Source organism: Clostridium cavendishii DSM 21758 (assembly GCF_900141845.1).
Lineage (GTDB): Bacteria > Bacillota > Clostridia > Clostridiales > Clostridiaceae > Clostridium_AG > Clostridium_AG cavendishii.
This window is the reverse complement of record NZ_FQZB01000023.1, coordinates 38,387-51,183: the sequence shown is the minus strand read 5'-3', so window position 1 is coordinate 51,183 and position 12,797 is coordinate 38,387. Positions and strand designations below refer to the sequence as shown.

Here is a 12,797-nt window from a genome sequence, read left to right as displayed (position 1 = left end):
ATTTTAGATAGGTGATAATATGACAGATATTTTTTATACCATAGATCATGTACTTTTATTTGTTGATTATAATTATCCGGAAAAACATAAACATTGGGCAAAACATTTAATAATAAGTCTAGGAAAAGAATTTAAATGTATAATAGAAGATAAGGAAATTATTTGTAGAGGAATTATTATAGGATCTAATGTGATGCATACTATAGAGAGCTATGATAATGAGATGTTAGTTTATTTATTTGATGAAACTACTGATATGTCTAAGGAAATAGAGGATAAATATTTGCAAAATAATAATTATTATACTTTGAATGTAGAAAAGTTAAAAGAAATAAAAAGGGTTTGGATTAATGAGATTCTATCCTTAAAAGATATTATGAAGATAAAACAAAAATATTATGATGTATACGAAAAAATATTAAACATATGTAATTTAAATATAAAGAAACCTCATATAAAAGATGAGAGAGTGAAAAAAGTACTTAAATTGCTTCAAGAGAAAGAAGAAATTACAGAAGGAATTATTAGAGAATTAGCTGATAAGGTATTTTTATCTCAAAGTAGATTATCCCATTTGTTTAAGGAAGAAACTCAAACATCATTAAGTAGTTTTTTAGTAATTATGAAAATAGGAAAGGCTTACGAGTATATATTGAATGGAGAAAATATTACAGATGCGTCTATAAAGGCAGGGTTTAACAGTCCTTCACATTTTGCTACAACTAATAAAAATATGTTTGGAATATCAGCAAATGAAATTAGAAAAGATGTAAGAGTTATCCCTATAGATTAATAAAGAAAATTTAAAATTCAAAGTTAGCGTTTATTTAGAAGTTCAATTTGTATTAGTTAGTTATAATTAAGACATAGTCTCATAGAGGACTATGTCTTAATTTTTATGGTAAGGGGAAGTGGAAAATATGAAGAAAGACAAAATTACTTTTGCGAAAGGAATATATAATCTGAATGATGAGGATAATTTTAATTTTCAGCTAAATCGTATAATTATGTGGAATGAAGGTAATTTAGAAGATATAAAAAGAATTTCACATAAAATTAAGGATAGTGCAACATGGAAAAAAGAACTAATAATCATAGGAAATCAAGCTGTAAATGAAGGAAGAATAAAAGAGGCTATTGCCTATTATAGAATGAGCGAATTCTTTATGTATGATGATGATAAAGACAAAATAAAGTATTATAAGTTAGCCTCGGATATGTTTTACAAGTATTATGAAGAATATTTTGAAGATGGAACCGTGGTAAAATATGAGGTTCCTTATGAAGAAGTGAAATTACCAGTTTTATATACAAAAGCAGTAGGAGATAAAAAAGATACTATTTTACTTCATGGAGGAAATGATTCTTATATGGAGGAGTTATTTTTTGCAATGCTTTATTTTGCGGAAAATGGGTTCGATGTATATCTTTTCGAAGGACCAGGACAAGGAAATGTTATGAGAATTCAGAAGAAACATTTTACTCATGAGTGGGAGAAGCCTGTAACAGAGATTATTAATTATTTTGATCTTTATGATGTAACTATTATAGGAGCTTCTTTAGGAGGTATGTTAGCACCTAGAGCAGCGGCTTATGAAGAAAGGATAAAAAGAGTTATAGCATGGTCTATTTTTCCTAATTTCTTATCGGTTATATTGAGTACTATGCCAGATGTAGATCAAAAAATATTAAGAAGATTAATGAAAATGCATGCAGCACCTATAATTAATATGATTTTCAATATAGGAGCGAAGAAAGACTCTACAGTAGAATGGGCGCTTAAGCATGGTATGTATGCATATAATGCTAAGTCACCTTATGAATATACAAGAAAACTTGATAAGTTTAAAATAACTGATGTTGGACATTTAATAAATCAAGATATTCTTATTATAGGTGCAACAGAAGACCACTTTATTAATTATAATATATTTAAAGATGAATTAGAGTGTTTAAGCAAAGTAGCGTCTTTAACTTTTCGTCTTTTCACACGAAAAGAAAACGCATCTAATCATTGTAATATGGGTAATACAAAACTTACTTTAGATACCATGATTAATTGGATAGAAAGAATAAAAATGTAGTCTATGTATAAGCTTAGTATTTAATTTTTGATATTTTATGAAATATGAAAGATGTTTATCCTATTAAAATATTTGTAGTAATTATAAATATTTTAATAGGATATTAATTATTCTATACTAAAAGTTATTAAAAATAATTGACAACTATTACAATATGGTTATATAGTATAAGTATACCAATTGGGTATACTTTTGTGTGATTAATAATATTAATTTTTTTTAAGAATAAAATACACTATATTTGTGTACTTTTAAGGAGGATTTTATTTATGTCAAGTTGTTCAAGTTGTTCAAGCTGTACTTTATGTGCATCTGCAGATCAAAAACTTACTAATTTTATCTCAGGTCTTAATGTAGAAACTTCTCATCATAGAGTAGAAACTCAAAAAACTAAATGTGGCTTTGGTTTACAAGGTGTGTGTTGTAGACTATGTGCTAACGGACCTTGTAGAATTACTCCAAAAGCTCCAAGAGGGATTTGTGGTGCAGACGCACATACAATAGTTGCTAGAAACTTTTTAAGAGCTGTAGCATCAGGGTCAGGTTGTTATATTCATGTTATTGAGACTACAGCATTAAACTTAAAGAAATTAGGCGAATCAAGAGGTGAACTTAAAGGATTAAATGCTTTAAATCATTTATGTGAAATTTTTGAAATTGAAGAAAGCGATAATCATAAGAAAGCAATTAAAGTTGCTGATCTTATATTATCTGATTTATATAAACCTAAATATGAAAATATGAAATTAGTTAAAAAACTTGCATATGAGCCAAGATATGAATTATGGGAAAAATTAAACATATTACCTGGAGGAGCAAAATCAGAAGTATTTGATGGGGTTGTAAAAACTTCAACTAACTTAAACTCAGATCCAGTAAATATGCTAATGCATTCATTACAATTAGGAATATCAACAGGTTTATACGGATTAACATTAACTAACTTAGTTAATGATGTAATTTTAGGAGAACCTGAAATTACTGCTGCGAAGGTAGGACTAAATGTAATAGATGAAAATTATATAAACATTATGATAACAGGACACCAACATTCAGTTATTTCTCATCTTCAAGATAAGCTTATAACTGATGAAGCTAAAGCTTTAGCTAAAGGACTTGGTGCAAACGGATTTAGATTAGTTGGATGTACATGCGTAGGACAAGATCTTCAACTAAGAGGTGTTCACTATCAAGAAGTCTTCTCAGGACATGCTGGCAATAACTTTACAAGTGAAGCTGTACTTGCAACTGGAGCAATAGATTTAGTTGTTTCAGAATTTAATTGTACTTTACCAGGAATAGAACCTATTGCTGATGAGTATAAAGTTAAGATGATTTGTCTTGATGATGTAGCTAAGAAAGCAAATGCTGATTTTATTGAATACTCATTTGAAGAAAGAGAAAATATAACTGACAAAGTGATAAAAGCCGCTATGGATAGTTATTCAAATAGAAGAGGTAAAGTAGAAATATCAATACCTAAAGAACATGGAAATGAGACAACAATAACAGGGGTATCAGAAACTTCATTAAAAAAATTCTTAGGCGGATCATGGAAGCCTCTAGTTGATTTAATAGTTAGTGGAAAGATTAAAGGTATAGCAGGGGTTGTAGGTTGTTCAAATTTAACGGCTATGGGACATGATGTATTTACAGTAGAACTTACAAAAGAACTTATTAAGAAGGATATCTTAGTTTTATCTGCTGGATGTTCATCAGGTGGACTTGAAAATGTAGGATTGATGAGTCCAGAAGCTGCTGAATTAGCTGGAGATAATTTAAAAGAAGTATGTAAGAGCTTAGGAATACCTCCGGTATTAAATTTTGGACCATGTTTAGCTATAGGAAGATTAGAAATAGTAGCAACTGAACTTGCTAGATTTATAGGAGTAGATATTCCTCAATTACCACTTGTACTTTCTGCTCCACAATGGTTAGAAGAACAAGCACTTGCGGATGGTGCTTTTGGTTTAGCACTTGGCTTACCTCTACATTTAGCACTTCCTCCATTTATAACTGGAAGTGATGTAGTAAATAAGGTGTTAACTGAAGATCTTAAAGATATTACAGGTGGACACTTAGTTCTTGATAATGATGTACAGTCAACAGCTAAGACTCTTGAAGACTTAATAATAGCAAGAAGAGAAGGTCTAGGAATTAATAAATAGAAATTTAAATTTTTAAATAGGAATTAGTTGAGAATTGAAAGTTGAGAGTTAAAGATATTTATTGAAAAAATTATAAACTTAAAAAAAGTGAATTTTAACTCTCGATTTTCAACTATTCACTTTTTTTGATTGCTTATGTAAAGCATTTCTATGATTGAATCCTTATTATTTTGCAGGTGGTGTGGTTAATGAAAAGAATTATGATAAATAAAGATGCGTGTACAGGCTGTATGAATTGTACAGTTGCATGTATGTGTGAGCATAGTACAATTTCCAAATCTATATATAAATTAAATCTTAGTGACAAGCATAATGAGGCGTGCTCAAGGATAACATTAGATTCAAAAAATAAACCTACTCCTATATTTTGTAGACATTGTGATGAACCTAAATGTGTAGAAACATGTATGAGTGGTGCAATGACAAAGGACGATGAAACAGGGTATGTAACTTATAATAAAGACAAATGTGCTTATTGTTATATGTGTGTTATGTCTTGTCCATTTGGAGTTTTAAAACCAGATGAAGTTACAAAAAAACATATAGTAAAATGTGATATGTGTCCTGATAGAAAAACTCCAGCTTGTATAGAGAGTTGTCCTGTTGGAGCAATTTATTTAGAGGAGGTTTAATATATGAATTATGTAATAATTGGTGCTAGTGCAGCTGGAATAACTGCAGCAAAAACACTTAGAAAACTAGACAAATATTCAAGTATTACTATAGTATCTAAAGATGAAGAAGTTTACTCTAGATGTATGTTACACCTTGTTATTGGGGGAATTAGGGATACTAAAGGAATTAGTTTTATAGAAGATGATTTCTTTTCAAAGTATAATATTAATTGGATAAAGGGAACAGAAGTAATTAATTTAAACGTTGAGGATAAAATAATAGTTACAAAAGATGATAAATCTATAGCTTATGATAAATTGCTTATTGCATCTGGAGCAAGTTCAACTATTCCTCCAATAGAGGGATTAAGGGAGTGTGAGAATGTTTATGTTTTAAGAAATATTGAAGATGCATTGCAAATAAAAGAATCCTTAACGAAGATTAAAAGTGCAATAATAATAGGCGGGGGATTAGTAGCTATAGATGCTGCTTATGGACTAATTGAAAAAGGTATAAAAGTAAAAATAGTAGAAATGGCACCAAGAATTTTACCTCTTCAATTAGATGAAGAATCTTCAAAGGTGTATAAAACAGAAATAATAAAGCATGGGGGAGAAATATACACAGGTGTTGGAGTTACAAAGGCTATTATAAACGAGAGTTCAATGGTACAGGGGGTTGAACTTAGAGATGGATCTATAATAAATGGTGATATTGTAATAGTTGCGGCTGGAGTAAGAGCAAATACTTCGTTTATAAATGAAGATAGTAAAAAGATGAACAGAGGAATTATAATAAATTCAAAGTGTGAAACTTCTTATAAAGATGTTTATGCAGCTGGAGATGTAATTGGTAAAATTGGTATTTGGCCTCTTGCAGTAAAACAAGCTACTGTTGCAGCATACAATATGAGTGGACACGAAAAATATATTGATGATGAATTTGGATTTAAAAATTCTATGAATTTCTTTGGAGTCCCTTCAGTTTCTATAGGATTAATTAATGCTCCAGATGATTCATATAATGTAGATATATTCAAAAGAGGAAATGTATATAAAAAAATCATTCATAAAGATGATGTGATTTATGGAGCTATTCTACAGGGCGATATTTCTTATTGTGGCGTATTAGCTGAGCTAATTAAAAATAAACATTCTATTCAAAAAATAAATAAGAATATATTTGATATAGATTATAGTGATTTCTTTAATATAAAAAGAGATGGAGCTTTTTCATATTAGATAAAATTTGAGCAGTGCTTTTTAAGGGGAGTACTGCTCTAGTATATTATGATAACTATGGTTAAAGTTAAAAAGTAATAATTTATATGAAATTTATTAGTTATATAGATTATTTACATAAAATTGAATTTATTAAAAATAATTGAAGAAATTACAAGTATTAAGTATACTTATAAGTATAGAATTAATTATTTTAATAAATTATAAGAATACAGAGGGTTACATTAATGTTTAATAAAAAATATAAAGTGAGAACATTAGTATTAATAGCAATTATAGTAATGATATTTATATTAGCTGTTTATATATTATTTAATAACATGGAAAAGCAAAAGGTTAATCATGAAATTGAAGTGCAAAAAACTATACTAGATGATACTCTAAAATTTTTAAATATAACAGAAAAAAGAGCTGTTAAAGGAGTAGATAAAGAAATTGAAGAGTTAAAGGAACAATATAAATCGAATAATGATTTGATAAAACAAGGAAATGAATTACAGGCATTGGCTTTTTGCTATAATATTAAAGGTGATAATAACGAAGCTGATAAGTATTATGATATGGCAGAAGAAAAATATAAATCAGATAAATATGGAAAAGCACCATTATGTAATCTATATATGGAAAGATCAGAATATTATTTAGATATTAAAAATTATAGTGAAGGACTTAAATATTCTTATAAATTTATAGAAATGATTAAAATGGATAGGGTACGATTAAAAGAGATATTCAATTATAATGAGAGTGATATTAAACTAAATATATATGCAAACTTCATACAAATATATGCAGAAAATTCAATAGAGGATAAAGCTAAAAAATATTTTAATGAAATAGAGAAATTTGATGAAGAGAAATTGAATAAAGATATGAAAATAAAGGTTCTGTATTCTAAACTAATTTATTATGAAATGATAAAGGATAAAGAGAAATTAGAGGAATATTCAAATAAAGTATATGAGTCATATAAAAGTTATGATAAAGAAAATGGTACAGATATAAGTGATGGAATGGCTATAAATCTAGCTATATCAAATCTTGAAAGTAATAAATTGGACAAAGTTCTATCTTATTTAAAACAAGCTGAGGATTTTTTTAATAGAGTAGGGGATAATAGAAATATTTTATATGTGTATAGATATTATGGAGATTATTATGTAAAAATAAAAGATTTTAAAAATGCAAAAATATATTATGATAAAGCTTTAGACGGCTTTAAAGCTAATAACAATTGTGTAGATGCAGCTAAACAAGCAAAAGATATTCTAGCAATAAAATATGAATTTAAAGATTTTGATTATAAAAAGTACTATGATGATTATTTAGAAAATAGTGAAAAACGTTTTAGTGAAGATACTATAAGAAATTTGATAAGTTCTATAGTAGATATAAACAATACAGTGAATGAAGAAAAATTAGAAGCACTTCAAAGGGAAAAGGATGCAATACTAGTAAAGAATAATTTTAAAAATTCATTGTTAGTAGTTTTAATATTATCAACAGTAATAATGACTATAATGGTTAAACGGTTATTTCTTGAGATTAAAAGAAGAAAATTAAGTGAGGAAAAACTTAAAAAGTTAGCTAATTTAGATTATTTAACTAAGTGTTGTACAAAATCTTTTGGCTATGGAAAACTTAAGAAATTAATAGATAATAAAGAAGAATTTCAAATGGCTATGATAGATATAGATGATTTTAAAAATATAAATGATAAATTTGGACATATTATAGGGGATACTGTTTTAAAACAAATAAGTAAAATATTAATAGAAAATATAACTAATGATGATTTTATTATTAGATTTGGAGGAGAAGAATTTATAATAGTGTTTAGGGAAAAAACATATATAAATTCTTTAGAAATTATAAATAACATACGCTATGAAATAGAGAGAAAAACTTTTAAATATATGCCTAATAAAGAGCTTAAGATAAGTATCAGTGGGGGATTTAAGAGTTATGACGGAAGTGAAATAGATGTTTTTATAGAAAAGGTAGATAAACTTTTATATAAGGCAAAGAGTAACGGAAAAAATAAAATAGAAATATAAATTTTTACAAGCTTATTATTATAATTAAGCTTGTATTTTTTTATATAGAAATTGTTTATAATTATGAGTCGGATTATAAGAATATCTTGCTTTATTAAAAGTAAAATTAATGGCTTTTAGATTTTTAAATTAATTAATTATATTTATAATAAAATATAACATTTTATTACTTAAAATAGGATAATAGTAAAAAATATTGTAAATTTCTTCTTTTTATTACTTTTGGACTAGTTTTAAAATAGTTAGATTTGTAATATAATGTTTAATATAATTTAAAATGTCATAAAACATAAAAAATAGAATAGCCAAATAATTATATAAGAATATAGAGGTGAATAGTGTGGAAAAGTTTGAAAGAGAACACATTGACAAAAATAAGGATATGAATGAATGGATGCATATTCATGAAAAAATTCTTAAAGCAAGAATAAATAATATTTCTGATATGGTAGCAATATGTAATTTAGATAAAACAATTATTTTTTGTAATGAAACTTTGTATAGATATTATAATAAAACATCTGATGAAATACATGGGAAAAAGTTGTGTGAAGTGTTAAATATAGGACAAGATTGTAACGAATGTTTTCATCAAAAGGCAATTGTAACTAGAGAAACTCAAAAATTTCAAAAATATATAAAAGAACTTAACAAATATATGGAGTGTATATATAGACCTATATTAGATTATAGTGGTGATCCAATTTTGATTGTTAAGAAGTTAAGGGAAATTACTGAAAAAGAATTTTTTGAGAATAAGTTAGAAAAGACCCAAGAAAAATATGAGGAGATTTTCAATATCTTTCCGGAACCCGTTCTTATTATTGTGGATAATAAAATAGTTTTAGCTAATGAGATAGCATCGAAATATTATAACAATGTTATCGGAAAAAATATTCATAGCTTAGTTCCAAACTATGAAAAGGTTATAGAAAAAAGAATGGAAAAAATTTTGAAGTCTAAAAAAACTAAAACAATATTTGACTACAAGGTTCTTTTAGATAATGGAAGATTAGTTGATTTTGAAGTATCTTCAAGTTATATATTGTATAAAGAAAAGCCAGCAATTCTTTCTATAATGAGAGAAATTACTAAAATGAAAAGCAGTTTAGGTTCAGTAGCTAAAATTCAGAAAATGGCTTTGCAGCAACAGTTTCCTTTAAAGGATAAGGCTTATATGGAAAGAATTTATATACCAGCAAAAACAGTGAGTGGTGACTTCTATAATATAAATAAAATTGATGAAGATAGTGTTATTGGCATAATAGGAGATGTGAAAGGGAAAGGACTTACAGCGGCTCTAAATATATCTGCATGTAATGTTTTATTTAATGAAGCAGTTTTAAATAGTCAGGAACCTAATACTATAATAGATTATTTAAATAGTAAAATAGTCAACTATTTGGGGGATAGTTATATTGCAGCATGCTGTTTTAAATTGGATTTTAAAAATAATAGATCAATAGTAGTAGGCGCAGGAATTAATGAATTTATTTTTCAGACAAATGAGCAATATGAAAAAAAAGTTGTAAGAGGTCCTTTTTTAGGTATGTTTGAAGATAGCCTATTTGATGAAATAATAATTAATTTTAAACCAAAAGATAAATTTTATTTTTTTACGGATGGATTAGATTTCATACTTCATGATGAAATGGAAAAAGAATGCTACAAAGCTAGTAACATAAGTGAGCTGAAAAATTATTTAAATAATTTTTTAATTAATATGTTAACGGAGTTAGATGGATTGAAGGATGACTGTACATTAGTTGCATTAGAAATAAAATAAGGAGTGGTATCGTGAGGAGGAAGGGTGAATTTATTTTATATGGGTTATCTAAATATAAAGAAACTATAGATGAAATTATTTGTGATTTAGGTGTTTGTAATGATGGCTTTGATATTAGATTAATGCTCACTGAAGCTTTAACAAATTCTTTTAAACATGGAAATAAAGGGGATAAGAATAAACCTATATATTTAAGATATTTTTATTATGGTACATATATAAATTTTGAAATAGAGGATTGTGGGAATGGATTTCATGAGACACAAATATATGATACAGCTTTAGAGGAGGATATATTAAGTAATAGTGGTAGGGGCTTATTTATTATAAGTAGTATAGCAGATAAGATGGAAGTAAAAAATAATGTCTTAATTCTGCAAAAACAGTTAAAGGTGTAAATATTATAGTATGGCGGGAGAAGAATTATGAATAAGAAGTTAAAAAGAAAAGAAGATACAAATAAGAAGAAGAGTCTAAGTACAAAAATGTTTCTACTATTTTTAAGTATTATAACTATTGTAGTAGTTATCTTAGGTGTTTTTTCATCTATTATTACTTCAAAATCTATGCAAAGTTCAATTGAACAACAATTAAAACAAAATACTAATCAAACATCACAAATTGTTGAGGAATCAATTAAAGGAGTAGAGAATTGTGTTAACATTTTAAGCTTAGACAAAGGTCTAGCTTTAAATGCATCAGGTTCAAATAAAGATATAGAAGATGATAATAACTATCTAAAAACAATACAGCTACAACATAGCGGCTTAATTGAAACTTTAGTTGTTACAGATAGTTTAGGTAAAGTAGTAGTTAGTAGTGGTGATGTAACCGGTAATATAGATTTAAGTGATAGGGAATATGTAAAAAAGGCATTAGAAGGAGAGAAAAATGTAAGTAATATTTTATTATCAAAAGTAACCCAAAAGCCTATAATGGCAATAGCTTATCCATTGAAATATAATGATAAAATTGTGGGTACTGTAGTTGGTACTATTAAATTTGATAGTATTTGTAAAGATGTAGCTAAGGTTAAAGTTGGTGAAAGCGGTTATGCATATATGATTGATAAAAATGGATTGATTGTATATCATCCTAAAAATGAAAAAATACTTAAAGAAAATGCAGGTGAAACAACTAATGTTGAATTAAAAGCGTTAGTAGATAAAATGAAATCTGGTAAAACGGATTCAGGATATTACACTTATGAGGGAGCATATAAATTTGTAAGCTTCACACCAGTTAACAATTTTGTAGTAGTAATAACTGCAAATTATGATGAATATATGGCTCCAGCAAGAGCAATTAGGATAAATACTGTAATTATAGGTGTAATTGCCTTAATTATTTCTGTAGCATTAAGCTATTTATTTACAACAAGAAATATAATAAGACCAATTAAGCATTTAGAGGATTTAATGATTAAAGCCGGAGATGGTGATTTAACAGGGAGAGCTGATATAAGGACAAGAGATGAGATACAAACTTTAGGTGAATATTTTAATGGAATGATTGAACATCAAACAGAAATAATAGCTAATGTTAGAAAGGGTTCCGAAGAGCTTACGGCATCCTCAGAAGAAATATCAGCTTCTAGTGAAGAAATAAATACATCCACCGAAGAAATTACTTCTAGTATACAGGAAGTGGCAGCAAATGCAGAAAATCAAAATAATTCTATAATTGAAACTTCGGAAGTTTTAGTTCAACTTTCAAGTTTAGTTCAAATAGCCCAAAATAGAGCATGTACAGCAAAAAATAATTCTGAAAATACTATGAGTGTGGCTAAGGAGGGAAGGGTTAAGGTTAATAGAACGGTTGCAGCTATTAAAGACATTAATAAAGTAACTACTGAAACAGCTGAAATTTTAGAAGTGCTTAATGAACTTTCTAAAAAAGTTAATGGAATTATTAGCACAATTAATAATATTTCAACTCAAACAAATCTATTAGCTTTAAATGCAGCCATTGAAGCGGCTAGAGCTGGAGAGCATGGAAAAGGTTTTACAGTAGTCGCTGATGAGGTACGTAAGCTTTCAGAGCAAACTAATATTGGTTCTAATGAAATCTCTTCATTAGTAAACGAAATGGTAATGGAAATAGATAAAGCTGTAAAATCGATGAGTATTGGTAAACAAGCTGTAGATAATGGGGTAGTTATAGCAAGTGAAACGGATGATTCTTTTATTAACATAATAAGTGCAGTAGAGCAAATAGTGAAAGATATTAATTCAATAGCAGATGTTACTAGAGATGAAGTTGCAAGTTCTGATAAAATAGTAAAACTTATAGACTCAGTTGCAACTATTGCAGAAACAACAGTAGCACATAGTGAAGAGGTTTCTGCATCTACTGAAGAACAATCAGCAGCGATTCAAAATTTGGCTGCCAGTGCTGAAGAGACTAGCGCTATGGCAAATAGTTTAAATAATCTTGTAGAAAAATTTATGATTAAAGAGGTGTAAAAGATGAATGAAATAAATATGGTAATACCAGAAAATTTTGCTGTAGATGAGGCAGATGAATTTAGAGAACAAATAAATAACTTAATAAATAAAGGTGAAAAATTTTTTACTTTTGACTTTAAAAACTGTAAATTTATTGATAGTACAGGCCTTGGAGTATTAGTAACCATTTATAAGAAATGTAATGAATTAAATGGGAGTGTTAAACTTTATTCAGTTAATGATCCACAGGTTATGAAGATTTTTAATCTAACAAGATTAGATAAAGTATTTGGAATTTAAATAGTTGTATGGAAGGAACTCATAATTAATGGGTTCCTTTTTAAAATTTACAATTTTGTAATATAATAATATTAATGGGGGTATTTGTGAATAAAGATA

At 27.5% G+C, this 12,797-nt stretch carries 10 protein-coding genes; all 10 read left to right on the top strand.

The features are described from left to right. Positions 1 to 19 precede the first annotated feature (19 nt). The 10 genes from BUB01_RS20975 to BUB01_RS23025 all read left to right on the top strand — a co-directional run bounded on the left by BUB01_RS20975 (position 20) and on the right by BUB01_RS23025 (position 12,698). Positions 20 to 793 carry a helix-turn-helix domain-containing protein gene (locus tag BUB01_RS20975; RefSeq protein ID WP_072993168.1) on the top strand — a complete coding sequence of 258 codons (774 nt, stop codon included), beginning with the start codon at positions 20 to 22 and terminating at the stop codon, positions 791 to 793. 127 nt (positions 794 to 920) lie between these two features. Then, positions 921 to 2,084 (top strand): alpha/beta hydrolase, encoded by a 1,164-nt coding sequence (locus tag BUB01_RS20970; protein WP_072993165.1) that lies wholly within the window; start codon positions 921 to 923, stop codon positions 2,082 to 2,084. A 269-nt stretch (positions 2,085 to 2,353) separates the two neighbouring features. Further along, positions 2,354 to 4,252: an anaerobic carbon-monoxide dehydrogenase catalytic subunit gene (cooS, locus tag BUB01_RS20965; protein WP_072993162.1), complete on the top strand. Its 1,899-nt coding sequence runs from the start codon at positions 2,354 to 2,356 to the stop codon at positions 4,250 to 4,252. Positions 4,253 to 4,440: 188 nt separating this feature from the next. After that, positions 4,441 to 4,884, top strand: coding sequence for a 4Fe-4S dicluster domain-containing protein (locus BUB01_RS20960; RefSeq protein WP_072993158.1), 444 nt, complete (start codon positions 4,441 to 4,443; stop codon positions 4,882 to 4,884). A 3-nt stretch (positions 4,885 to 4,887) separates the two neighbouring features. Next, positions 4,888 to 6,108 carry an NAD(P)/FAD-dependent oxidoreductase gene (locus BUB01_RS20955; RefSeq protein WP_072993155.1) on the top strand — a complete coding sequence of 407 codons (1,221 nt, stop codon included), beginning with the start codon at positions 4,888 to 4,890 and terminating at the stop codon, positions 6,106 to 6,108. Positions 6,109 to 6,335: 227 nt separating this feature from the next. Then, positions 6,336 to 8,165 (top strand): tetratricopeptide repeat-containing diguanylate cyclase, encoded by a 1,830-nt coding sequence (locus BUB01_RS20950; protein WP_072993153.1) that lies wholly within the window; start codon positions 6,336 to 6,338, stop codon positions 8,163 to 8,165. Between the two features lie 340 nt (positions 8,166 to 8,505). Then, complete coding sequence (locus tag BUB01_RS20945) at positions 8,506 to 9,951, top strand: SpoIIE family protein phosphatase (protein ID WP_084109097.1); 1,446 nt, start codon at positions 8,506 to 8,508, stop codon at positions 9,949 to 9,951. Positions 9,952 to 9,962: 11 nt separating this feature from the next. Further along, entirely contained in the window at positions 9,963 to 10,349 is a 387-nt protein-coding gene (locus BUB01_RS20940) for an ATP-binding protein (RefSeq protein WP_072993147.1), read from the top strand. Positions 10,350 to 10,376: 27 nt separating this feature from the next. Then, positions 10,377 to 12,416: a methyl-accepting chemotaxis protein gene (locus BUB01_RS20935; RefSeq protein WP_072993143.1), complete on the top strand. Its 2,040-nt coding sequence runs from the start codon at positions 10,377 to 10,379 to the stop codon at positions 12,414 to 12,416. Positions 12,417 to 12,419: 3 nt separating this feature from the next. Next, complete coding sequence (locus BUB01_RS23025; RefSeq protein WP_072993140.1) at positions 12,420 to 12,698, top strand: STAS domain-containing protein; 279 nt, start codon at positions 12,420 to 12,422, stop codon at positions 12,696 to 12,698. Positions 12,699 to 12,797: the final 99 nt, after the last annotated feature.